General features: G+C 42.8%; 18 protein-coding genes and 1 riboswitch. Of the genes, 6 read left to right on the top strand and 12 right to left on the bottom strand.

The features are described from left to right. Nucleotides 1–20: 20 nt before the first annotated feature. Nucleotides 21–737 (bottom strand): two-component system response regulator ArcA, encoded by a 717-nt coding sequence (arcA, locus tag IEY48_RS07290; RefSeq protein WP_188918787.1) that lies wholly within the window; start codon nucleotides 735–737, stop codon nucleotides 21–23. 688 nt (nucleotides 738–1,425) lie between these two features. Here arcA and IEY48_RS07285 point away from each other — a divergent pair. The 3 genes from IEY48_RS07285 to IEY48_RS07275 all read left to right on the top strand — a co-directional run bounded on the left by IEY48_RS07285 (nucleotide 1,426) and on the right by IEY48_RS07275 (nucleotide 4,956). After that, nucleotides 1,426–1,866, top strand: coding sequence for a DUF3293 domain-containing protein (locus tag IEY48_RS07285; protein ID WP_188918785.1), 441 nt, complete (start codon nucleotides 1,426–1,428; stop codon nucleotides 1,864–1,866). 287 nt (nucleotides 1,867–2,153) lie between these two features. Continuing rightward, nucleotides 2,154–2,329, top strand: a riboswitch (Lysine riboswitch). Between the two features lie 134 nt (nucleotides 2,330–2,463). Then, on the top strand, nucleotides 2,464–3,843 hold the full coding sequence (gene lysC, locus IEY48_RS07280; protein WP_188918783.1) for a lysine-sensitive aspartokinase 3: 1,380 nt from the start codon (nucleotides 2,464–2,466) through the stop codon (nucleotides 3,841–3,843). A 3-nt stretch (nucleotides 3,844–3,846) separates the two neighbouring features. Beyond that, entirely contained in the window at nucleotides 3,847–4,956 is a 1,110-nt protein-coding gene (locus IEY48_RS07275; RefSeq protein WP_188918781.1) for a succinylglutamate desuccinylase/aspartoacylase family protein, read from the top strand. Nucleotides 4,957–5,026: 70 nt separating this feature from the next. Here the strand turns inward: IEY48_RS07275 and IEY48_RS07270 are convergent, their stop codons facing one another. From IEY48_RS07270 to IEY48_RS07220, 11 genes are all read right to left on the bottom strand, one after another. Continuing rightward, nucleotides 5,027–6,175: a site-2 protease family protein gene (locus IEY48_RS07270; RefSeq protein WP_188918778.1), complete on the bottom strand. Its 1,149-nt coding sequence runs from the start codon at nucleotides 6,173–6,175 to the stop codon at nucleotides 5,027–5,029. Nucleotides 6,176–6,284: 109 nt separating this feature from the next. Beyond that, nucleotides 6,285–6,659, bottom strand: coding sequence for a DUF4144 family protein (locus IEY48_RS07265; RefSeq protein WP_188918776.1), 375 nt, complete (start codon nucleotides 6,657–6,659; stop codon nucleotides 6,285–6,287). A gap of 47 nt (nucleotides 6,660–6,706) precedes the next feature. Beyond that, nucleotides 6,707–8,374, bottom strand: a complete 1,668-nt coding sequence (locus IEY48_RS07260) for a flagellar assembly protein A (RefSeq protein ID WP_188918774.1) — start codon at nucleotides 8,372–8,374, stop codon at nucleotides 6,707–6,709. Nucleotides 8,375–8,512: 138 nt separating this feature from the next. Further along, entirely contained in the window at nucleotides 8,513–9,550 is a 1,038-nt protein-coding gene (locus IEY48_RS07255; protein ID WP_188918772.1) for a methyltransferase, read from the bottom strand. A 70-nt stretch (nucleotides 9,551–9,620) separates the two neighbouring features. Then, nucleotides 9,621–10,898, bottom strand: a complete 1,278-nt coding sequence (locus IEY48_RS07250) for an alkaline phosphatase (RefSeq protein WP_229786355.1) — start codon at nucleotides 10,896–10,898, stop codon at nucleotides 9,621–9,623. 106 nt (nucleotides 10,899–11,004) lie between these two features. After that, nucleotides 11,005–11,952, bottom strand: a complete 948-nt coding sequence (gene gshB, locus IEY48_RS07245; protein ID WP_188918768.1) for a glutathione synthase — start codon at nucleotides 11,950–11,952, stop codon at nucleotides 11,005–11,007. Between the two features lie 38 nt (nucleotides 11,953–11,990). Further along, the gene (gene rsmE / locus IEY48_RS07240) at nucleotides 11,991–12,731 is read right to left on the bottom strand and encodes a 16S rRNA (uracil(1498)-N(3))-methyltransferase (RefSeq protein ID WP_188918766.1); all 741 of its coding nucleotides are present in this window, start codon (nucleotides 12,729–12,731) and stop codon (nucleotides 11,991–11,993) included. A 50-nt stretch (nucleotides 12,732–12,781) separates the two neighbouring features. After that, the gene (locus IEY48_RS07235; protein WP_188918764.1) at nucleotides 12,782–13,483 is read right to left on the bottom strand and encodes an endonuclease; all 702 of its coding nucleotides are present in this window, start codon (nucleotides 13,481–13,483) and stop codon (nucleotides 12,782–12,784) included. 208 nt (nucleotides 13,484–13,691) lie between these two features. After that, entirely contained in the window at nucleotides 13,692–14,270 is a 579-nt protein-coding gene (locus IEY48_RS07230) for a SprT family zinc-dependent metalloprotease (protein WP_188918761.1), read from the bottom strand. Nucleotides 14,271–14,340: 70 nt separating this feature from the next. After that, nucleotides 14,341–15,525: a PA0049 C-terminal domain-containing protein gene (locus tag IEY48_RS07225; protein WP_188918759.1), complete on the bottom strand. Its 1,185-nt coding sequence runs from the start codon at nucleotides 15,523–15,525 to the stop codon at nucleotides 14,341–14,343. Nucleotides 15,526–15,765: 240 nt separating this feature from the next. Continuing rightward, nucleotides 15,766–16,686, bottom strand: a complete 921-nt coding sequence (locus IEY48_RS07220) for a LysR family transcriptional regulator (RefSeq protein WP_188918757.1) — start codon at nucleotides 16,684–16,686, stop codon at nucleotides 15,766–15,768. 128 nt (nucleotides 16,687–16,814) lie between these two features. Here IEY48_RS07220 and IEY48_RS07215 point away from each other — a divergent pair, with 128 nt between their 5' ends. The 3 genes from IEY48_RS07215 to fusA all read left to right on the top strand — a co-directional run bounded on the left by IEY48_RS07215 (nucleotide 16,815) and on the right by fusA (nucleotide 25,386). Then, nucleotides 16,815–21,368 carry an ATP-binding protein gene (locus tag IEY48_RS07215; RefSeq protein WP_188918755.1) on the top strand — a complete coding sequence of 1,518 codons (4,554 nt, stop codon included), beginning with the start codon at nucleotides 16,815–16,817 and terminating at the stop codon, nucleotides 21,366–21,368. A gap of 128 nt (nucleotides 21,369–21,496) precedes the next feature. Then, the gene (locus tag IEY48_RS07210) at nucleotides 21,497–22,948 is read left to right on the top strand and encodes a diguanylate cyclase domain-containing protein (protein ID WP_229786353.1); all 1,452 of its coding nucleotides are present in this window, start codon (nucleotides 21,497–21,499) and stop codon (nucleotides 22,946–22,948) included. Nucleotides 22,949–23,292: 344 nt separating this feature from the next. Beyond that, nucleotides 23,293–25,386, top strand: a complete 2,094-nt coding sequence (gene fusA / locus IEY48_RS07205) for an elongation factor G (RefSeq protein ID WP_188918753.1) — start codon at nucleotides 23,293–23,295, stop codon at nucleotides 25,384–25,386. Nucleotides 25,387–25,559 lie beyond the last annotated feature (173 nt).

The raw sequence follows: 25,559 nt of genomic DNA, 5'->3' as shown, positions 1-25,559 counted from the left end.
TTATTGGATAACGTACAAGATTAGTCTTCTAGGTCACCACAAAAACGATAGCCTTCACCGTGGATAGTCGCGATGATTTCTGGCGTATCAGCTAAACTTTCAAAATGCTTACGAATGCGACGGATTGTCACGTCAACAGTGCGGTCATGCGGCTTTAACTCACGGCCAGTCATTTTTAATAATAAATCAGCACGAGTTAAAATCTTACCTGGGTTTTCAACAAAGTGAAGCATCGCACGGAATTCGCTGCGTGGAAGCTTATAAGACTCACCTTGTGGATTCACTAAAGAACGGCTGTTAATTTCTAAGCTCCAGCCATTGAAACGGTAATATTCAACAGAACCTTTCTCTTCGGTTTCTGCAGCAGCACTGTTTACGCGAGTTAATAGGTTGCGAGCACGAATCGTTAATTCACGTGGGTTGAAAGGCTTGGTGATGTAGTCATCTGCGCCAATTTCAAGACCAAGGATTTTATCTACTTCGTTATCACGGCCCGTTAAGAAGATAAGACCAATGTTATTTATTTCACGTAATTCGCGAGCAAGTAATAACCCGTTTTTGCCTGGCAAGTTAATATCCATAACCACTAGGTTAATTTTATTATCTTGCATGGCTTTGTGCATTTCTGCGCCGTCGTTAGCTTCTGTAACGACATAGCCTTCGGCTTCAAAAATACTGCGTAATGTATTACGGGTTACTGCTTCGTCTTCAACAATCAGAATGTGCGGGTTTTGCATGATATTTACCTAATTTTATAAAATTCGACTCTAGCGTTTCGCTGCTAGTAAGTTGTTATCGCGTATTAATGAACGCTGATACTCCAGTATTTTTATGGTGTTTATCTATGTCTGCCCTGAATAAAACACTCTTATTAACTCGTATGAAGTAACGCTTATGGTTACTGAGTTGTCTCGCGTATAATCAATCTCATTACGCCAATGCAAAATGCATGTTAGTGATAGTGCCTAATGAGTTAAATTTTTTGCCAACTGGCTTACTACTATGAATACGATTTAAGAAGATAGTTCCATTTGTTGCAAACTTAATTTAATCGTATTGCTGTTCTAGTCATTAGTTTATTAAATGTAGAACATAAATCGTTCATGTGTAAACTAAGCACATCAACGTAGTTAATTTCCAGTAAATTCGTTTTAAACACCGTAAAGTCAAAGGTGGCTAAAGCTTTGTAACTGGCTTATTTAGGCGATTTAACAGCTGGTAAGTACTATTGTACTCGTTTTAGGCATTTGTTAACAAATTAAATGTTAAAAAATTAATTCACTGTCAATTATATGAAAGATTCGACCCTATAACGTTATAATTTTAAAGCTATTTTAAATATTATACTTGTGACTGATGTCACAACCTTTAAGAATCCAAAAGCCTCTGTTAAACTGAGTTTGGCTTAATTGACGAATTAATATTATGGAAAATGTTATCGATACATTGTGGCATGAGTACCAAAGCACGCACTTTTTGCTGACTCAACGCCTTTCACATGATTATCCATTTGCTATTGTTACCGCTCATAATCCCAGCGGTTTATTGCTCAATCCTTCGCAAAACCGTTTACTCGATCGCCAGCTTCAATCCAAAATCCAACAATACAAAAGCCCATACCGTTCATTAATCGGTGCGGCACCAGATTTGTCTCACATGGAAAAGAGCTGGGCAGTTTTTATTGATAAAGAACAGGCGCTTGAGTTAGGGCGTGAGTTTAATCAACATGCCATTTACTACGTTAATCAGGGGCTGTTATCTTTGGTCGCTTGTGCTGACTCGGCGATGCCCGAAGTTGAAATGGGCATTTTTAATCATAGATTACGCTTAGTGAGTGAGTTGCCTGATATTGGTGCTCATATTTAATCTTTGCTCAGCGTTAATGTCCTCTTTAAGCGCTAACTACTTATTGTTCTATTTTTTAAGTCAATAAACTCAAATTGTCTCACTTGTGTCGATTGGTTTGGCTTTTTCTTGAGATTTTATCGGTTTTTTCGCTATAAAGAACAATCCTGTTGTGGACAGCTATATTTTGGTAAATAGACGGTATTGTTCGAATTAAGATGAATATAAGTAAAATAGTGTATTTTTACTACGATTGTTGATTGACTTGCCAGTAGGTTTGTTGCTATTTTTCAGGTCCCTCCTTCGGGAGGCACAGAAGAGGAGCGTTAACTAGGTAGTAAGTTTGAGGATGCCAGTCCGATGACAACTTATGATGGAGATTAGCGCCGAGGTATCAAATTGTGTGGCACACATTGGTACCGGTCGTATAGGCTGAATCCTAACGATTGTCACCTGTTTTTATTGGTGGAGAGCTTCTGGTGATGATTGCTGTTTCCCTTCTTTAAGGGTGCGTTATCTTAGCACCAGGCTCTTCGAACGTAGTGTGTTCGGAGCGTATATCATGTTAGTTAATCAAATCTTATCTTTTAGCCTTGCGCATTTTGCGGAGGCATCGCTATGAGCTTAGTATCTCAAGAATCTCGCCCTGAGTTAGTGGTCGCTAAATTTGGCGGTACGTCGGTTGCCGATTATGCATCAATGAGCCGTTGTGCTGACATTGTGTTAGCTAACCCCACCACGCGTTTAGTGGTTGTGAGTGCCTCGAGTGGTGTAACTAATTTACTCGTTGAATTGACTCAAGCGAATGTGAATGATGAGCGCCGTTTAGCGCTGTTAAAGCAAATTGCTCAAATTCAATATGCGATTTTAGATGAGTTAGGTCGTCCGCAAGATGTTGCGGCGAATATTGATAAAATTCTGAGCCGCATGTCAGTGTTAAGTGAGTCGTTAGAGCTTGATCGCAGCAAAGCTATCATGGACGAGTTGCTATCCACTGGAGAGCAATGTTCATCGATTTTGTTTTCCGCTGTTATCCGTGAAAAGGGTACAGCATCTGATCATTTTGATGTGCGCCAGGTCCTTCGCACTGACAGTCATTTTGGCCGTGCGGAACCGCATATTGAAGCGATAGCAACATTAGCAGGCGATTTATTAGAACCGCTACTTGCTCATTATGTCATCGTGACCCAAGGGTTTATTGGCGCAGACCAAGACGGTCGTACAACAACGCTTGGTCGTGGTGGCAGTGATTATTCTGCAGCGTTATTAGCTGAAGCACTTTGCGCAACCGCCGTTGAAATTTGGACCGACGTTGCCGGGATTTATACTACCGACCCAAGACTGGCACCTAATGCTCGCCCAATTGCAGAAATTAGTTTTAACGAAGCGGCCGAAATGGCGACCTTTGGCGCTAAAGTATTGCATCCAGCAACCATTTTACCTGCGGTACGACAAAAAATTCAGGTGTTTGTGGGTTCCAGTAAAGCACCTGAAATGGGCGGTACATGGATCCGTCATCAAGTTGAAGACACACCTGTTTTTCGTGCTGTTGCATTACGCCGCGATCAAACTTTATTGAATTTGCATAGTTTACAAATGCTTCATGCACAGGGCTTTTTAGCTGAAACCTTTGCTACACTTGCACGCCATAAAATTTCAGTAGATTTAATTACCACCTCTGAAGTTAACGTATCGTTGACCTTAGATAAGACCGGTTCAGACTCAAGTGGTCAGGGTTTACTGAGCGAGTCATTGCTGCAAGAGCTGTCTCAGCACTGTCGTGTACGTGTTGAAGATAATTTAGCGCTAATTGCGATTATTGGTAATCGCATTGCGTCAACCGCGGGGATTTGTAGCCGCGTGTTCCAGGTGCTTGAAAACCACAATGTGCGCATGATTTGTCAGGGTGCTAGTCCACATAATTTATGTGTTTTAGTGTCTGAGTCAGAAGCTCCACAAGTGGTAAATGCATTACATCAGAACTTATTTGAGTCGTAATTGATGACTAAGGTTATACCGTCAAGTATTCAAGTTGGCGAGCTTGCCACAGGGCAAGCTCTCAACATACCGCTTTATGATATTCAAGGCTCTGATAGCGCGGCACCAAGCGTATATATTCAGGCCAATGTGCATGGTGCTGAAGTTCAAGGTAATGCGGTTATTTATCAACTGATGACCTTGCTCGAAGGCTACGATGTACTCGGTGATATTCGTTTTGCTCCTTTGGCTAACCCCTTGGGGATAAATCAAAAAAGTGGCGAGTTTACCTTAGGGCGGTTTGATCCGATCACTGGGGTGAATTGGAACCGTGAATACTTTGACCACAATATTGATTTAACGACCTGGTATGCAGAGCATCAACATTTAACCAATGATGGATTATTTGATGCCTACCGTGCAACGTTAGTTGAGTCGTGCCAAGCAAGGCTCAATCAGCCTTTTGGTATCACAACAGGCCATAGGCTAGCCGTAAGCTTGCAAACAATGGCACACAAGGTTGATATCGTACTGGATTTACATACCGGGCCTAAGTCATGTAAGCATTTGTATTGCCCTGAGTATGACATTGATGCTGCACGTTTTTTCTCTATTCCTTACACCTTGGTTATACCTAATAGCTTTGGTGGTGCAATGGATGAAGCGGCATTTTGTCCGTGGTGGCAACTCACCGATTTTGCCGCACAACATGGGCGTGAATTTACTGTACCTGTGTCGGCATTTACCCTAGAGCTGGCGAGTCAGGAGCGGATTGATTTAGCTGATGCATTGGAAGATGCAAAAGGTATTTTGGCGTATTTAAGTCATCGAGGGGTGATCTGCGAAAAAGTAGAGCCGGCTAATATGGCGCGCTTTGGTTGCTACTTAAAAGACTATAAAAAGTTTCATGCCCCTAAAGCGGGTTTAATTGAATATTGCGCAGCGGTTGGCCAGCCACTTAATGCCGGTCAGCCATTAGTGAATATATTGCGTATGGACTTATATGGCAGTGATGAGGCGCATCAAGTGATAAGTTTGCCAATGGATTGTGTGCCCATTTTGCACTTTGCATCGGCATCGGTACATCAAGGTACTGAGCTGTATAAAGTGATGACCAATGTGTTTACGCTGTAAAAAAAATAATAAAAACGCCTGCATTTTGCAGGCGTTTTTGCTTTGACTGAATGACGTTGCGCGAGAAACCTTAACTGCCAAGGATTTGCAGTGGGATTGCTAACATGTCATCACCTGAACTCGCAAAGTACCAAATAATCCCCACTAAGCCAGCAACCGTTAATAAATACCACACGGTTGAGAATATTTGTCCATATCGGTCAAGCGGTAATAAATGGCTTTGATGACGACCACGCCATTCAAAGACAATTTCTACACTACCAATCAGCAGTAAAAAGCCTAATAGAGCAAGGCCTAAACTATAACTGATAAACACACCTGCAGCAGCACCTAAAATACAGGCGATTAATCCGACCATGCTGTTCATTGAAAAGCTGATGCTTTTTAAAATATGACCACCATCGAGTGGTAAAATCGGTAATAAATTAAACAGATTGAGTAGCGCATTAAAGCTAGCGAGTCCGGCAAAAAAGATATTGCCGGTGATCCAGTACAGACCTAAGCTGATAACAGATAAAATCAGTCCAAAGGTCGGACCCATAATCGAGATATAGACATCTTGCCAACGGGTGTTAATTCGCTCATCGCTTAAGGCTAATCCGCCTACAAACGGGATTAGATAAATGCCTTTGGTTTTCATGCCAAAGTGTTTCATTGCCCTAATATGACCGTACTCATGAAACACTAAACAACCAATGAGCGCTAACGCAAACTCTAACGAAAATAGCCATGAGTATGCGGCAACACTGGCACCTGCAAATAATACTTTAACCACTTTAGCGCTTTTAAGAAGCTTAAACCCCAGTGAAGCTAAGCCGACAACACTGAGTTTTTGCGTTTTAGCGACTGGCACTTCAGGTGTTTGTTTTTCAATGTCCGCTACAGTACGTTGCCCTTGCGTGATCTGTTCATCATCCACGAGTAAACAGTAGTCGAGTTGAAAAGGTTGCCAGTTGACGTCTATTTCTAAGCGCACAGAAATTGCTTTGGTGTGGGTGGCAATATTCTCATCGAAATGGTCATTAGGTGCATCAACGGGGTTAACCGGTGGCGCAAATTGTTGAGTGAGTTCAAACGAGTGAATATGAAAAGCTTGATCGCTGGCACTGGCTGACTTTTGTGACACCAGTTGGTTGTCCCAATAAAGTTGCTGCCAACCGGCAATTGAGCCTTCTAGTCGCAAACGTTTACCAAGACATTCAATATTTAGTAATTCCATTAAGGATTCTCAGAGCTTATAGACGGTGAGTATGCGGGCATTTTGCCAGAGCGCTGTTTGATGCTCAATGGGGCTGAGACGTTTATTGTCTAATAAACCTGAGCTCAGGTTAATAAAGCTGTTCTAACTCTGCAACAGTGGCAATACCTTGCTCTATTGTGGTGAAAACAATTTTTGCGCTACAACAATGGCCTTGAAATTGACCGTATTGGCGTACTAAAGGCAACATTTGCAATACGTTTATTGATTGAGGTTGTTTCACGAGGTGCGGCAGTTGTGCAACGCTCTTTTCTGTGGCGGTGTTTTCTGCAAGTGGCTTTGCTATGAGGTAGATATCACCACTGCTGTCTATCAACTGATCTTGAAAACAAACAGTATATTGATTGGCACAAATAAAGCTTAACCAATCTTGATGGTTGGCCAAATACATAAGCTCATCATCTTGATCAAACTTCAAAATAGCTGGCCAATGTATTTGCTGCATAGTGAACAATAATCTCAGTTGATTGGGTCTATTAGTTGTACAGTGAATTATCGGTTACTGTAATCGTATGATATCTCATGATTGATGTTCTTCACTATACAAGGCCCGTGTTCTCGCTGGGTTCGATTAAAGGCATTGCCAATGTGGATTTCAACGTTGGTGAAAATATGCTTTTCAGCTTTGATAAAGTAATTGTCATAATAGTTCTCAACTTCACAGAGTTGTTGATTGTATTCAACTTCTTCTTTACCTTGTTCAGCGGTCATTTGATGCTTTTGATCTAACATCATTTTGACTTGTTCAATCATGCCTGCATCGTTTTGCCATTCAGTTTTTGGCGGTAGTTTACGTAATCTTGCTTCGAGCTCTAGGCCTGCCACAACCATGGCTTTTATGCTGCCATCTAACTCTTTTAATTGTTGTTTTAATTCATCCTGTTGCATAGCGCAATAGAGTACTGTTTTAGTGCTTGCGGTGGCACCAAAGGCAATCGCTCTTATCCCTTTGTTGGCGGTAGCGACACCGCCAACAATGTCGCCACGCCGACATTGAGCGTCACTAACAGTAATGCTGCCACATGAAGTTGAATTACTGTGCAGTAACTGCTTGGTGACTAAAATATCGCCTTGCGCTTCTAAATGCGAGTATTGGACAAATTGAGCACATATTTGACCACCCGCTTTAATTTTGGTGCTCAGATCTTGCTCTTTAATCAAACGGCCAATGACACCTTTACTGACAATGACATCACCTTGCGCTTCAATACTGGCTGACTCGACAAAGCCCATCACGGTAACATCGCCACTGGCTTTCACTTCCATGCCTTCGTGTACGTCACCGGTAATTAAAATACTGCCTTTAAAATTGACGTGGCCATAGCGCACATCAACATCTTTAATTTGCAGCATGTCATCAACTTGCATGCCTTTGCGGTTTTCTACTGGTTGTCCTGATAAGGTGGCAATCAGCTTGTTAGGATCTTTAGGGTGTATGCTAGTACCTGTGCCTGGCTCCATAGGCTTATCTTTGCCGGGCATTTGCTGCAGCACATCACCATGAACATTAAAACCTGGAGTGCCAATGGTAGCAGGGGTTTTTACCATTAATACGTCATTGGGCTTTACAGTGATGAGAGCGCCTAAATTACGCATATCTACCGAGCCGTCTTCACGTTCTTGAGGTTGCAGTAAGCGCTCACGGGCTAAGGCGACTTTACGGTTTAACACGGCATGGTCGCCATTAACCGCAGGTTTACCATTAGCAATAACCCCTTCGCAGCTTTCACCTGGAGGCAATATAGATAAGCGCTGCATAAGAGCCATGATCCTTGGCTTGCTTAGGCCCATTTTTATTTTTTTGCTTTTCAGTGTCGTCAGGATATCTGGCAGACTGATGTCTTTACCGCCCCAAGCCGAAGTGATTGTCATGCTTGCATGCATTTTATCTTCACTGACGTCGATACTGACCGAGCCATCCTTACGTTCGGCAATGACAAAAAAAAGCTCATGATCACCAGGCTTTTGGCCACACAAAGTATTGATTTCGTTAACGGCTTTATTAATCGCAGGGGAGGTAGGAAATAACATGACAAAGTCGGGCTGGCTCAGTATCTGAGTAATATCTTCGACTGTTACCGGCCCGTGTGTATTGGGGATCACACGTAATTCTGCTTTGGCTTTATCTGCACTTAATGAGACTACTGATGGCTCTAACATAACATCCTTTGTTTTTTGTTTTTATTCAGCTCAATTTAGAAAGCATAGAGTAACAATCGTAATAAAGAAAAAATGTGAGTCACTTAGCTTTGATCAATTTAGCTGATATCGAAATCCATTTCCAGCTATAAACACTTATTAGGCTTGATGTAAATACAACTTATATCTGTTATTTTCAGCTTGCACATTCACTTTGCCAAAATGAGCTGCAATGGTGTCAGAGTAAGGTAAGTGTCTGTTAGCGACAATTTGCCATATGCCTTTAGCGGCTAAACTCGACGCACTGTGTTTAACAAACTGCGTCGCGATGTCTGTGGTGCTCGTTAACCCATCGTGGAATGGCGGGTTAGAAATGATAGCGTTAAATTGACCAGTGATTTGGTTAAAGCCATCTGATGGATATACTTTAGCTTGCATATTGTTGGCGGCAAGAGTCAGCTGGCAAGAGGCGAGGGCCATTGCATTAATATCAATGCATTCAATATTGAGTTGTGGATTTGCTTTAAGTAGTGCAGCGCTTATGACACCGGCACCGCAGCCAAAATCGAGCACGCGACCCTGGAGGTTATCGGGTAAATGTGACAACAATAGTTCGGTGCCTTGATCGAGCCTTTTTTCACTAAATACACCGACCAAATTACATATGTGCAGTTGCCCTTGTGGGGTGTCTAGCGTGTATTGGCTTAGCCAATCGCTCAGTAATAACGCTGGTGCAGCTTGTGTTAAGTAGCTTGTATAGAGCAAGCAATGGCGTGCGTTATCTTGTTTAATTGGCGCAGAAAAATACGCTGGCATGAGTTTAGCAATAGACTTAACCCCACCTTTGTTTTCGCCTACGACAACGAGTAACCCATCGATTGCCATATGTTGAGCCGCTAATTGCAACAAGTAACCCATTAAAGGCTTAGCTTTAGGAAAATAGATAATCACACTGTCGTATTTTTCGTTGGCTAAGTTATCAGGTAATTGATGGCCAAAGTAACATTCTAGTGTGGTGCCGGCATAAGGTGACAAGGTTTGATGATGGTTAAAATCAAAGGCTAATGCAGTAACATGGCTTGCTGTTTCTAAGCATTGGCTAGCAAATGTATCGGCTTCATAATTGAGGATTAGCACTTTTTGTTGTTGAAAAAGTTCGCTATTTCTAATTAATGCTTGAGAAGGATTTGTTAGCACAGGGATTACTCACGGTAAAAATAAATGAATAACAGCCCGTTGCAATATCACAAAAGGCTGTTTCGAGCAGTTACTGTTTTACTGCTGATAACGGCAATAAACTCATTACTTTGTTGGCTATATCGATGTTGTCTTGGTGACCGCTAAATAACCTTGCACCCGGGCCCGATGAAAACACCTGAACGTCTACCGCAGTATGACCGCCGCTGGTCCAGCCGGTGTTAGAATGCACATCAATTAATTTACGCAGCGCAATAGTTAATGGCTCATTTCCCTGCATACGCGCATTGTCTAATAATGTGTATTCAGCTTCTGTTGGCGTAAAACCGATGTGTGTGGCAATAACGTCTTGCCAATTGTTGTCGGCAACAGCACGCGTGGCAATTTCATCTGGGCTGGCTTTGACTTTATGCAGCACAGCGGGGTTCCACTCATATTTGTCGTTCGCCCCAACAGACAAGCCGCCAGTATTATGATCGGCTGTGATTACGACCAAAGTGTCTTTACTTTGGCGTACAAATTGTTCAACCACTTCAATGGCTGCAGCAAACTCGTCCATTTCACCCATTGCGGTAGCGATGTCGTTACTGTGGCCGGCCCAGTCAATTAAGCTTCCTTCCACCAATAATACAAAGCCTTGTTGATTTTGCGACAACAGGTCGATGGCTTTTTGTGTCATTTTGCTGAGTTTATGGCTTTGATTGTCGTTAATGGCCCAAGGCAATTGTACATCTGCAAATAACCCTAATACTTTGGGTGTGGTTATTGCCTCAAGTTGTGAAAACTCGTTGATGTGTTGATAACCTTTGGCTGTAAATTGAGCCAATAATGAATCTGAGAAATATTGTTGTCCGCCACCTAAAATCACATCGGCGTCAGAGTCTAAATAAGACTCTGCAATGTCGATGTAGTTTCTACGGCTTTCGTTATGGGCCAAAAATGCCGCAGGGGTAGCATGGTTAACCTGTGAGGTTACTGCGACTCCGGTTGCTAACCCTAATGTTTTGGCCTTTTCCATTAACGTTGGCAGCGAACGTTTTTCAGTATCGACAGAAATGGCACCATTGTAACTTTTGAACCCGGTAGCGAGCGCGGTAGCTGACGCAGCTGAGTCGGTTACATAGCCACTGACTGATGCCGGATAAGTGCTAGACATACCAACCAGTAAGCGATCAAACACGGTTTGTTCTATTTCTTCGGTTTCAGGGTTATCTTTGTAATAACGATACGCCGTAGTGTAAGCAGGCCCCATGCCATCACCAATCATAATAATGATGTTTTTAGGTCTGGCGGGCGCCGCAGTGGGTACGTTGCTATTAGCCGATCCAGTGACTGCCGGAGTAATCATGACATCATTTGCTGTTACACTTGCCACGCTAAGGCAAGGTACTAGCAATAAACAGCTTAATGAGCGTTTACATGTCGCTAAAAAATTCATAATGAACCCTAACTGGTTAAGCGTTAATACGCGCTTCAATGGCATCCATCAACATACCTGTGATGTTGACATCAAATGCAGCTTCAATTTCTTTAATGCATGTTGGGCTTGTGACGTTGATTTCTGTCAGCTTGTCACCAATGACGTCTAAACCGACAAAAATTAAGCCGCGTTTTTTGAGCTCTGGACCAATTGTGCGGGCTATTTTCCAATCGCTTTCTGAAAGAGGTTGGGCTACACCACTGCCGCCAGCAGCCAAGTTGCCACGAGTTTCGCCTTTCATTGGAATACGTGCCAAAGCGTAAGGGACGGGTTCGCCATCAACCACAAGAATACGTTTGTCGCCTTGAGTGATCTCAGGAATAAACGCTTGTGCCATGGCATATTGCTGACCATAGCTGGTTAATGTTTCAATAATAACACCCAGGTTTGGATCGTCTTTTTTCACTCTAAAAATAGAGGTGCCACCCATGCCGTCTAATGGCTTAAGGATGATATCTTGCTTTAATTGGTGAAATGCACGAATACGTTTAGCATCACGAGTCACAATGGTTTCTGGGGTGAATTCAGAAAACCATGCCGTGAATAGCTTTTCGTTAGCATCACGTAAACTTTGTGGTTTGTTAACGATTAATACACCTTCTTCTTCGGCGCGCTCCAGCATATAAGTTGCGTAAATAAACTCTGTATCAAATGGTGGGTCTTTACGCATTAATATGACATCAAGGTCGGCTAATGGCGTGTCTTCGGCTTCACCTAGGGTAAACCACTCATTAGCATCTTGCTTAACGGTTAACGGACGCATGTTTGCCATGGCTTTACCATTGACCATTGCCAGATCGTGCATTTCCATATAGAACAATTGATAACCACGGGCCTGTGCCGCTAATAACATCGCAAAGCTTGAATCTTTTTTGATGTTAATGTCTCTGATTGGGTCCATTACAATGCCGAGCTTAATCATGGATATTTCCTTTATATTAGGGGGGGATAGCGGTTGAGTTAACCGATATCGCCAAATTTAACTTGTAGTGCGGTAATCGCGGTTAGCGATGCCGTTTCGGTGCGCAGTACGCGAGGGCCAAGTAATATATCGGTGAAATGGTGGGTTTCAGTCATGGCGATTTCTTCATCTGACAAACCACCTTCAGGGCCAATTAACAGTCTCACTTTGTGATTCCCTGCATCTAATTGCAAGCCATTTATACCGTGTGATGCGCGCGGATGTAAATTGAGCTTAACTGCATTGGTTTGTTCTTCACACCATTGCGCGAGCGTCATGGCTGGGCGCACAACAGGGACTATGCTGCGACCTGACTGCTCACAGGCGCTTATAACAATCTTTTGCCATTGCTGCAGTTTTTTCTCTAGGCGTTCACCGTTCAGTTTAACGCCACAGCGGTCAGAAAAAAGCGGGGTAATTGTGGTCACACCAAGCTCTACTGATTTTTGCACTGTAAACTCCATGCGATCGCCACGCGAAATCACCTGACCTAGGTGTAAATCAAGCGGTGACTCACTGTTGTTGGCTTCACAGTTTAAGACCGTGACAGTGATGGATTTCTTACCGGCATCGATAATTTCGGCTAAATAATCATTGCCGTCGCCGTTAAATAAGCTGATGTGGTCGCCATTGCCCATACGCAATACTCGGCCAATGTGCGCGACGCCGTCATCATTTAACGCAACGGTTTGCCCTTGCTGTAGGTTGTCTATGGGCTGGTAAATGCGTGGAACTCTCATCAGTGGTGACCTTTTATCGTTTATGGCTCAAGTCAGTATGGGTTATTCAATTAATGGAGCAAGCCGTTATTTTGGCATTGTTTGAGTACAAAATCATTATGATTACCTTGGCGAGAAGCGATTAAACTATCACGTTGGCATTCTGTTACCTTTACTGGGAACATTTTGTCCCAGGCGTTAAATAGTTTTTGCTGACTGCTACTGATTTGTAATCCATATGTTTGTTGCATATAAAGATATGTGCGGGCGATTTGGCCGCGAGCACGCGCGGGCGGTTGTACTTTACGGCCTTTAAAGTCGACAATCATGTCGCACTGACCATATTGGTTAGCTGTACCATTCCAATCACTAAAACGATAATTACTGCGATCGCCGTTCACTTCACCGATGGCAGGCACTAAATTGTGTAAATCAGCTTCCATCTTTTTAAACTCGTCATTGTTTTTACCACAATTTTTACGGCCACCGTCTTGCCAGCATTGAAGTTGATGGCCAAATTCCCATGCGGGTACCACGTGTTCCCATTCAATACGATTCGCGCGGATGATCTGTTTGCGAACGCTATAGCCACATGTTGGATGGTCGGCTTGCCAAAGCTTGCCACTAATGGCGATATCACAACCACAATAAAAGGTGCTTAAAGGAAGATTTTGCTGGTAGATTTTCTTGGCAATGGTTTTTGCTTTGCGAAAACTGCTTGGGTGCTCTGCAGCCTGAACGGTAGTATAAAAAATGCCGCACGAAAGCGACACCCAAAAAAGCCATGAGTGATAGTAAGATAAGCGCAAAATAAACCCTAAAAAATAAACTAAAAATCGTCAGGACTGGTGTTCTTTTGTATCTAATTAGAAACAATAGCTGCCCCTTATTGCGGAGTTAATCCGTCATTTTGCGCTGATGTTAAGGCATAGGGTGCGATGACGCAATTGATAAAATGTTATGCGTTGATGGCGCTGAGTTTTATTGCACTGATTGGAGTGTTTGTTGGCAGCGACGACAGCGATATTGAGTTTGACCACGCACCACTCGATTATGTCGTCTAATAGAAAGCGTGGTGTTGCCACAGCCACAAAAATAGTCAAATTGTTGTCCGCTTACCGATTGAATATTCAGTTGATGGGTGGTTTTGGGCGCCACGTTAAAAGTAGACACCATAATGCTTTGCCATTCTTTGCCATGGGGTTTTACTCGGCCAAACAGCTGGTAACAAAGTAAGTGGCTTATTTCGTGTGGCACCACTTCAGCCAAAAACACGTGTGGGTTTTCGGCTAATAATACTGGGTTAAAGCGTAAGCGGTTAGTTTGCAAATGGGCGGTGCCGGCACTTTTTCCGCGTAAACTAAATTGCACTACAGGGCGTGGAAACGGGCGGTTAAAATGACGTTCAGCATGTTGGTAATCGCTTTCTACTTTATCGAGTATTTGCTGTTGCAAAGCTGATTTGGCCGAGCAGGATACTAATGCTGCTTTGGCGCTTACTTTGGGTTTGCCCAACGCGGCTTGTTTGGCTGACGTAAAATTAAATAGATTCTTTATCATGGCTTCATTCTTGGCTTGAGTAGCGTTTGCTACTCAAGCGCTTGGGTGTTTAGCTATTGAGGTTATGGCGTTACAAGCTCGTCGCGGCAGCAGCAATCATGGCCTTAATTTGCTCAACTATGTCTGATTCAACTTGCGCATCATACCCTTTTATTCGCGGAGTATGAATGTGCCCTACTGGCAAAGTTAAATTAAATTGGTCGCGCAATAATATGCTGCGATAGGAGATTTCATTCGACAAGTAACCGCCGCCAGAGCCTTCAACAGAGATTTCATTTTGCAACTCGGCTAATGACGATGCTAAAAATTGCCCGCGTGAAAGGGTTCTAACCTGGTGGTTGTCATTCACTGTCCAGTGGCCTTTTACAGCTTGCATTAATTCAACCGGCAATGAGAACTCAACAAATTCAGGGCCATTTAATTTACCGTCGCTTGAAGTCCCACTGGTAAATAGTGGCGCTTTAGGGTGACTAAAATTGGCACCTGTTAATACGTTTAAATTATCGGGAGCATCGGCACTACGGTTGCGAGCTGGAAAGCGTTCAATATCAAAGTTCTCACGCCCCATACTGACGGTAAATACCATGTCTAAGCTGTTTTCGCGATAAAACGGTGTCAGTAATGATTCAATGATTCCGTTGTCGAAATCGCTAAAACGAACGGGGATCATCACGGTTTCAATTTGGGCTGTTTTACCATTTACAGTAAAGCGGTAACCATCTAGGGCCAATGCGGCTAATCCAGAAGGATTGCTCTGGCCAATATTGCGGTCTAAAAAGAACGGATCAAAACCGGTAAGTAGAATATTAATTTGAGTGTTTGGATCAAACTCGATGTCACTAAAACCACGTGATGATTTTTCAACGGTTTTGACTAATATTTCGCGTTGCCAATCGGCAATATTAAATCCTACTTTATCTTGCTTAAGTGTATTGCGCATACTTAAGCGGCTCCAATACAGCGAGCGGTCGTCATGATAACCAGATTGCACATCTCTTACTGCTTGTTGCCATAAACGGTGGCCTTGTTGAGCAGCCATTTCGGTTACCGACAATTCATCCGTTGCACGTTGAAGTTTTACTTCTAGTGTGTCGTTAATTGCTTGGTAGCGATTAACCACTTGCGGCAGAGTTTGGCCTGCTTTTGATACGCGCATCTCTTCGATATTTTTCGGCAGTTGTCCAGAAATGACAGAATTAGAAAAAGTGAGCAATGCCAATGAACTTAACACAACTAAAGTGTTGCACTTAATCATCACGGTTCCTTAAGGTCCTCAGGTGACCTTATTATGGTTATGTTTACAATCTTTAAGGGTATAAGTGACAGTTATATCACAGTTATAGCAGCGACTTAACTGTTCATTAGTGGATAAATGTTATCGCGTAGTTCATTTTGTAGCGGCGTTAAACCTAACGTTTTATCGTGATTGAATCGTTATATTGTATGCGATTTCAGCGTTGGTTTTTTATAATCAATATGCCAGTAGGGCAAACAATCAATTTGATTGCCCCATCATCGAATGCAAAGATTCTTGGCTAGTGTAACGTTTAGTGAAAAAGTCTAAAAAGGCACTGATGTTGCTGGCGAGCTGGCGCCTACTTGAATACACCCCGTACACTTTAAACGATTCCATTGGCCATTCTTGTAAAATAGGCACTAGGCTGCCTGATGCTAATTCTTGCTTGCAGCTGGTGTTCGATAACATCGCAATGCCATAATCATCGAGTGCTAATCGCTTTACCATACTGGCACTGTTTACCCGTACTTTACGTTTAAATGTGGCCATCATTTTTCGGTTACCTTTACCTAATGGCCAAATTGGGGCTGATAACGTGGTACCTAATAATATGCCATTATGTTGGGCCAGTTCTTGGGGCGTTGCTGGGCTATTATATTTTTTGATGTAACCCGGGCTTGCTACTAAAATGGGTTGGCGTTCAAACAATAATCTGGCGACTAAATCCGATGATTGTAATGGACCATATTTAATGGCGATGTCGTAACCCTCACCCACTAAGCCAACATCGTTATCGGTAAACTGAATGTCGAGTTCAATGTTAGGGTAAAGTCGCATAAAGCTTGAGCATAAATGACCAATCACATCTTGTGAAAATGATACTGGGATGGCAATGCGTAATGACCCTGAAATATCGGTATGGGTATTCTCAATAATCGCCTTGGCGGCTTCAATCTCGTGACTAATAGAATCGCAATGTTGATAAAACAGTGCGCCAACTTGCGTTAGGCTTAAATTTCGGGTGTCGCGTTGCAATAAACGCACCCCAAGTTGCTCCTCTAACTGGGCAACTTTACGACTTATTGTTGATTTAGGTTGTCCGATGTCTCGTGCAGCTTGGGAGAATCCTTTGGCTCTTACAACCGCTGCAAACAGCATCATACCGTTCAAATCGGGCATTTTAGTCTCACTGTCTCATTTATGGAACAAAGCGTCCAAGGTAGTTTATATGGTAATTTGCCTACTAACAAAGTTATATTTACGAGCTATAAAAAATTTCAGAGGCTATATAAGCAGAGGATCTAAGGATGACCAGCAAAAAGCAGCCCGCTAACAAGACTCAAGCACTATCGGCTGACCCACTTTTCTTACAAGCTGAACACTTGGCTAAAGACTTTTCGTTATTTCCTGCTCATAACAAGCAGAGTTTATCTGAAGAAGTGAAAGGACTATTAAATGAAGACGCAATACAAGCTAATTTAAAAAGCTTAGCGTCTTTAGATGTTGACGGTTATGTGACTAAAGTCATTCAACCCACACTGGATAAAAACCGCCCAGGTGCGAAGCGTATGATCGCAGACTTGAAAGGCAAAATTATTGCCGAAAGTCATGCGGGCCCGTTTTATCGTGCAGAAGTTGAGCTTGATTTTGGTACGCGTACTCGTCGTATCGGGTTTATTGCTCAAGAGCGTACAACCGCCAATGGCGCGTGGATGCCTGAGCATCACCTCGCTGCGTGTAAAGCGATCCGTCACTTTGCTCAGCTGTCGATGCCTATTGTGTACTTAATTGATACACCAGGTGCAGATGCGGGTGAAGTCGCGAACAGCCAAAACCAAGCGCACACCATTTCAAAAGCGATTGCAGAAAGTGCCAATGTTGATGTTCCTACTGTCGGTATTGTGATTGGTGCAGGTTATTCTGGTGGTGCGATTCCATTAGCTGCAGCTAACATTTTATTGTCGGTTCGTGATGGTATTTTCAACACGATTCAGCCGCAAGGTCTACAAAGCATTGCCCGCAAGTACAACTTGTCGTGGCAAGAATGTGCTAAGTCTGTAGGTGTATCGCCAGAAGAGTTATATACCTCTGGTTGTATTGACGGCATTGTCGACTTTTCTCCGTCGGATAAAGACGAGCGTCAGCATAATTTGCGCCGCGCCATTATTAGTTCTATTGAAGCGGTAGAGCGTGCAGCAATCAACTTCGTGCGCGACTCTAGTGATTTAAAAGAGCATTACGACCGCAGCTTACAGCGTTTCTTAACGCCGTCTAAAAACCTGCTAACGCTAGAAAATAATACTCGTTTATCGGTCGCCAGCGACCCGACCATGTACCACAATATTTTTGGTAGTGCATATCGTTATTTGCGTTACCTAACGCTGCGTAGTCGTATTCAATCGATTTCGCTAGAGCAATATGGTCGTTTATCGAAAGTGAGCGTGCCTGAAGGTGACTTGCTAGAGCGTATTAAGCAAGAGCAAGAGCGTGTATTCCAGGCATGGTTAACTAACCCTGACAAACTGGTTTACGACGAAGAGCTTAACAAGCTTTGGACCACTTTTAGTGCCAAGCGTGGTGAAATCTCAACTGAACGTAACATGATTACGCGCTTTATTTTGGGTGAACCAAAAGAGAACTACAAAAAAGCACGTAAAGCGTTGTTATTTAACATCGGTTGGTCTTTGTATCACCGTTGGAAGAGTAACGCAGCAAACAACTTTAATGGTTTAATTAAGTATTTAGAGTCTTTACCAAAGTCGACAACTCAAGCGCCATGGCCTGAGCTAAACCAACTGACAGTACTTGATGTTGTGGTCAATGACGAACTGCGTGAAGACTTTATTTGGCAATGTCATAATGTGCTGATTTTTAACGCGTTATATGACAACGTAGTGGGTAGCTTAGCGTCGATTTCGAAAGAAGCGATGATGTCTAAAAGCTTGTCTCGCGAATCTGTTGATAAGCTATTACATAAGTCTATCGACCATGCGTTATCAACTAACGACAAAGCCAACGACAAGAACAAGTTCTATAAGTGGCTTAAATACTTTATGGATCAATCTAACCGTGCTGAGTTATTAACACGGGTAGAGCAATGGAAGAGCGTGGGTTTCCCACAGCTAAATGATTCATTATTCGTTATTTTGACTTACTTCTTTGAGCGTTTGTTGCCTGAGTATTTTGACAGTGAAGAAGATCACGACAAATACACCGGCACAATTAACCCTGTGCGTATTGGTCGTCGTAAGGATTTCTGGAACCGCTTGACCATGGGTTACCAAGACTTACTGATCCAAAAAGTGCTTCGCGAAGAGAAAAAGCAAGGCAAGATGGGGTGGGAAAATGTCATCAAACAGTTCTTTACTAAGTTTGATGAAGTTGATGCCGACAAAATGTCTGCTAACTTGCTTAACTTCCCAGGGTTCCGTTTATCGATTGAAGATGCCATTGATAAAAAGATCCGTCCTTGTGGTTTGATTACCGGCTTAGCTGATTTTGATAACAATGGCACTAAGCTGCGCGTAGGTGTGGCGGTTTCAAATACGGCATTCCAAGCGGGTGCGTTTGATATGGCCAGTGCTGAGAAATTCAGCGCGTTATTAATTGAATGTGCTAAGCGCAAGTTACCGGTTATTTGCTTTATCAGCTCGGGTGGTATGCAGACTAAAGAAGGCGCTGCGGCGCTATTCTCAATGGCTGTCGTTAACGACCGTATTACGCGTTTTATTCGTGATAACGAATTACCCGTACTGATGTTTGGTTTTGGTGATTGTACCGGTGGTGCGCAGGCGAGTTTTGTGACTCACCCATTAGTGCAAACCTATTACTTGTCTGGTACTAACATGCCGTTTGCAGGCCAAATGGTAGTACCGGCTTATTTACCGTCAACAGCAACGTTATCTAACTACTTATCTAAAGTACCGGGTGCGATGACGGCATTGGTGCATAACCCATTCTGCGAAACACTAGATACACAGCTATCTGGAATTGATCCGTTAATGCCATTACCTACTGTTAATATTGAAGAGGTGATCAGCAAAGCATTATCTTCACTTGTGCCAGAAATGGTAGAAGTAGAAGAAGAGATTGTGCAAGACGATCCACGTGCTTTGATGAAGCCAATCGACAAGGTATTAGTGCATGCGCGTGGTTGTACTGCAGTTAAATTGATCCGTAAAGCACACGATAACAATATCAATGTGGTATTAGTGGCGTCAGATCCTGATATGACCTCAGTACCAGCCGATATGCTGAAAGAAAACGATAAACTGGTTTGTATTGGTGGTAACACATCAGATGAAAGTTACCTTAATGCTTACTCAGTATTAAAAGTGGCAGAGTATGAAGATGTAGACGCATTACACCCAGGTATTGGCTTCTTATCTGAAAGCCCGCAGTTTGCTGCATTATGTGTGAACAACGGCGTTAACTTTGTTGGCCCAAGTGTGCACTCAATGACAACCATGGGTAACAAGTCTAACGCTATCCACACATCACAGGCGCACAACGTGCCAGTAGTGCCTGGTAGTCACGGTATTTTGACCAACGCAGAGCAAGCGGTAAACGTGGCCTCTGAAATCGGTTATCCAGTACTGCTTAAAGCGGTACAAGGTGGTGGCGGTAAAGGTATTCAGGTTGTTAAGCGCTCTGAAGACATGATTGGTTTATTCCAAAAAACCGCAACCGAAGCTGCGGCAGCTTTTGGTAATGGTGACTTGTATTTAGAGAAATACGTTACCTCTTTACGCCACATTGAAGTGCAGTTATTGCGTGATAAGTTTGGTAATACCAAAGTGCTAGGTATTCGTGATTGTTCAGTGCAGCGTAACAACCAGAAAGTGATTGAAGAGTCTGGTTCGACAATGTTACCTGAAGAGCTGAAGCAACGCGTGATGGAATATACCCGTGCCTTAGGTGATGCAACTGATTACATGGGCGCGGGTACCGTTGAGTTTATTTATAACCTTGACGCAAATGAAGTGTACTTCATGGAAATGAACACACGTCTGCAGGTTGAGCATCCTGTAACCGAAGCGACTTCTGGTATTGATATTGTGAGTGCACAGTTTGATATTGCCGCTGGCCGTTCAATTGAGAAACTCGAACCGGTTGAGCAAGGTTATGCAATGGAAGTGCGTGTTACTGCCGAAAAAGCTGCTCTTGATAGCCAGGGTATTCTTCAGTTAATTCCTAACCCAGGTAAGATTACAGAATGCGTTTTACCACAACGTGACGATGTCGAAATTATCTCGATTGCTGAAGCTGGTAAAGAAGTATCGCCATATTACGACAGCTTAATCGCGCAAATCATCATTCGTGGTAAAGACCGTGCCGATGTCGTGGCTAAAATGTACGCTTACTTAGACAGCGTAGTGATTAAAGGTATTGCGACTAACATACCGTTGTTGAAGTTGATCCTTAAAGATCCGACTTTCAACGAAGGTGTGTATGACACTAACTACTTACCACGTTTAATGGCTGAGTTAGACATTCCAGCATTGATTGCTGAAATGGAAGCTGCTGCAGAAGCTATGCCAGTTGATACTGAATCTTTACGTGTTGGCGAAAGTAACGAGCTTAAAGTCTTGGCGCAAGGCGCAGGTATTTTCTATACCTCTCCAGCACCGGGTGAAGCCGACTTTGTTAAAGAAGGTGACATCGTAACGGTTGAGCAAACGCTTGCGCTGATGGAAGCGATGAAGATGTTTTCTCAGGTCACACTAGCCGGCTTTAACCGTCAAAGCGGTGTGCTATACCCTGAAGACCAAAAGTATCGCATTGAGCGAATTCTTAATAGCAATGGTCAACAAGTCTCTCAAGGTGACTTACTGTTTGTGATATCGCCTGTTGAGGCTTAACTCGCACTCGTGATTGTTGAATAAAATACCCGCCAATTGGCGGGTATTTTTTTGTCATACTTTTGTTGGTATATACTACACTTTTTTACGAGGTACACTTTTCGTCCAAATACAATTGGGTGTAAGCATTGTTTAATCGTAAGAGAATGATATTACTCAGCACACTTCGCGTATTCGTATGTATGTGCATTGGTCTTGGCGTGACGCCATCCGCTTTTGCTTTTGCAGAAGCCGCTATTTCGGCTACCTCACAAAGTAACCCGATGATCCGTTATTGCGTTGACCCTGATTGGCTGCCTTACGAGGCGATTATCGACGGACGTCATATTGGCATTTCATCCGATTATCTCAATCTCCTAGCCGACTATACCAATTTACGTTTTGAGTTGGTGCCCACTTCATCTTGGCGGCAGAGTTTAGAGCTACTACAACAAGGTGAGTGTGAACTGACGCCTATATTAAATCAAACCCCTAAACGCGACGAATACCTGTCATTTAGTGATATCTTCTTTAAATCGCCTAATGTATTAGTCTCTCTTAAAACTCAGCCTTTTTTACAAGGATTTGAACATATTGGTCAGCGAACGCTCGCCATCCCGAAGGATTATCGATTAGTTGAATACATTCAACAGTTTTACCCTCATATCAATACTGTGCTAACTAAGACAGAAAGAGATGGACTGGAAAAGGTTGCTAATGGCGACGTTGACGTGTTTGTAGGGTCTATGTTTTCAGTGAATGCCTATATTCAGCAGCATGGGCTGACATCACTAAAAATTGCCGGGTGGGGTGGGCCAGAAGATGAGCTCAGAGTAGGGGTCATCCATGCAAAAAAAGACTTGCTCCAGCAAATTAATGCCGGACTTGCAAAAATCACTCATGCTGATCATATCGCGATTTATAAAAAATGGCACAACATTACCGTGGTTGAAGACATAGATTACAGTTTAGCGCTGCAAATTTTAGCGTTACTCAGTTTATGTATTTTCTTTTTACTCTACCGAACTATTGATGTGACTAAGTACAACAGAAAGCTCACGGATCATAATAAAGCACTGCAACAACTCCAGCTCGAATTAGAAAGAAAAAATACTGACCTGGATTTTTTAACCCAGCATGACCCACTCACCAAGCTTTACAACCGTCATTTTTTTAACCAAACCTTTTTAGCTGATGCTAGGCAACATGATTGTAATAATATTTGTTTGGTGATGATCGATATCGATTTTTTTAAAGCCATTAACGATCGTTATGGCCATGCGGCAGGTGACCAAGTACTGGTGCAGTTTGCAGATATTTTGCAATCATCAGTTCGTGACGGTGACGTGGTTGCGCGCTGGGGCGGTGAAGAGTTTGTTATTGTTTGCCAGCATGTTGGGATTCAGGGAGCTAAAGAATTGTGTCAGCGAATAACCCAAGAGCTTAGAGATTTTTCATTTGATAACAATATTAAGGTCACTTGCAGTTTCGGGATTGCCATGCTCGGAGAAAACGAAGCAATTCAACTTTGTTTTGAACGTGCCGACATGGCGTTATTACAAGCTAAAAAAACAGGTCGTAATCGATATTGTTGTGCCTAACTTGCGCACTAACCGCAACGAAGTTTTATCAAAATCACAGTATTATTTTAGTGGGATTAGCGATAATTAAGCTGATTTTAGCCTAAATGGTCATTTTTATTGTTTTAAAGCATAAAAATTCAATAGATTAAAAAATAAACTATTATTTTTTAATCTATTGTTTTATAGAAAATAACTGCACTTTTTTTGTGTTTTTTATGATAAAAACAAATAAATATTGCAACTGCCATTTGCGCCCAGCAAGGTTCCAATTTACAATATGCGCCTTAATAACCTGATGTGCGGTGTGTCGGTTTTTTTCGCATGCTCCGTCTACTTCTTAAACTAATCATTAAAGTTGAATCATGACCGAATTATCCAAATACAGAAACATTGGTATCTTCGCTCACGTTGACGCGGGTAAAACCACGACCACCGAGCGTATCCTTAAGCTAACCGGTAAGATCCATAAGATCGGTGAAGTACATGATGGTGAATCAACCACTGACTTCATGGAACAGGAAGCTGAGCGCGGTATTACCATCCAGTCAGCAGCGGTAAGCTGTTTCTGGAACGATCACCGTTTCAACGTTATCGACACCCCAGGCCACGTTGACTTCACAGTTGAAGTTTATCGTTCTCTTAAAGTACTTGATGGCGGTATCGGTGTATTCTGTGGTTCAGGCGGCGTAGAGCCACAGTCTGAAACTAACTGGCGTTATGCTAACGATTCTGAAGTTTCGCGTATCATCTTCGTAAACAAGTTAGACCGTATGGGTGCTGACTTCTTACGTGTTGTTAAGCAAACTAAAGACGTTTTAGCGGCTAACCCACTGGTTATGGTTCTACCAATTGGTATCGAAGACCAATTTACAGGTGTTGTTGATCTATTAACTCGCAAAGCGTGGGTATGGGACGAAACTGGACAAGCTGAAAACTACAAAATCGAAGATGTTCCTGCGGACATGGTTGACTTAGTTGAAGAATACCGTGAAATGTTAATCGAAACTGCTGTAGAGCAAGACGATGACATTATGGAAGCTTACATGGATGGTACAGAGCCATCAATGGAAGACATCAAGCGTTGTATCCGCGCCGGTACTCGTACAATGGCATTCTTCCCAACATACTGTGGTAGCGCATTCAAAAACAAAGGTATGCAGTTATTATTAGACGCAGTTGTTGATTACCTACCAGATCCAGTTGAGGTTGATCCACAACCATTAACTGACGAAGAAGGTAACGAAACAGGTGAATTCGCAATCGTTGATCCTGATGCGCCATTAAAAGCATTAGCATTCAAGATTATGGATGACCGTTTTGGTGCATTAACATTCGTACGTATCTACTCAGGCCGTATCAAGAAGGGTGACACCATCCTTAACTCTGCTACTGGTAAAACTGAGCGTGTTGGCCGTATGGTTGAGATGCAAGCAGATGAGCGTAACGAATTAGATTCAGCACAAGCTGGTGACATTATCGCTATCGTTGGTATGAAGAATGTTCAAACTGGTCACACTTTATGTGATGTTAAACATCCTTGTACTCTTGAAGCAATGGTATTCCCAGAGCCAGTAATCTCTATCGCTGTAGCGCCAAAAGATAAAGGCGGCAGTGAGAAAATGGGTATCGCTATCGGTAAAATGATTGCAGAAGATCCATCTTTCCGTGTAGAAACTGACGAAGATTCAGGCGAAACCATCCTTAAGGGTATGGGTGAGCTTCACTTAGACATTAAAGTAGACATCCTTAAGCGTACTTACGGTGTAGACTTAATTGTTGGTGAACCTCAAGTTGCTTACCGTGAAACTATCACTAAAGTTACTGAAGATAGCTACACGCATAAGAAGCAGTCTGGTGGTTCTGGTCAGTTTGGTAAGATTGACTATATTATCCGCCCTGGTGAGCAAAACACTGGCTTCACGTTCAAATCATCAGTTGTTGGTGGTAACGTACCTAAAGAATTCTGGCCTGCAGTTGAGAAAGGTTTCGCTAGCATGATGAACACCGGTACTGTTGCTGGTTTCCCTGTGTTAGACGTTGAGCTAGAACTAACTGACGGTGCTTTCCACGCAGTTGACTCGTCAGCTATCGCGTTCGAAATTGCTGCTAAAGGTGCATTCCGTCAGTCTATGCCTAAAGCCGGTGCGCAACTTCTTGAGCCTATCATGAACGTTGACGTATTCAGCCCAGATGACAACGTTGGTGATGTTATCGGTGACTTAAACCGTCGTCGTGGTATGATCAAAGACCAAATGGCTGGTGTGACTGGTGTTCGTATTAAAGCTGACGTACCGTTATCAGAAATGTTCGGTTACATCGGTTCACTACGTACTATGACTTCAGGTCGTGGCCAATTCTCTATGGAATTTGCTCACTACTCTCCATGTCCTAATAGTGTTTCTGAAAAAGTTATTGCTCAAGTTAAAGAGCGTAAAGCAGAAGAAGCTAAGAAGTAATTCTTAACTGCACTAATAAAAACCGTTGCCTAGGCAGCGGTTTTTTTATGCCTGAAATAAGCGGTTTGAAGCTACGCTGATAGTGTTTGCTAAGCTAGTACCAAATCCTGGCATTTTCGCAAAAGGCGCAATGCTAATGCGGATTAGTATCATGCGTATTGGTGTCATGCATT

Origin of the sequence: Shewanella saliphila (assembly GCF_014648295.1) — a bacterium.
GTDB classification, from domain to species: Bacteria; Pseudomonadota; Gammaproteobacteria; order Enterobacterales; family Shewanellaceae; genus Shewanella; species Shewanella saliphila.
This window is presented reverse-complemented; position numbering and strand designations above follow the sequence as displayed.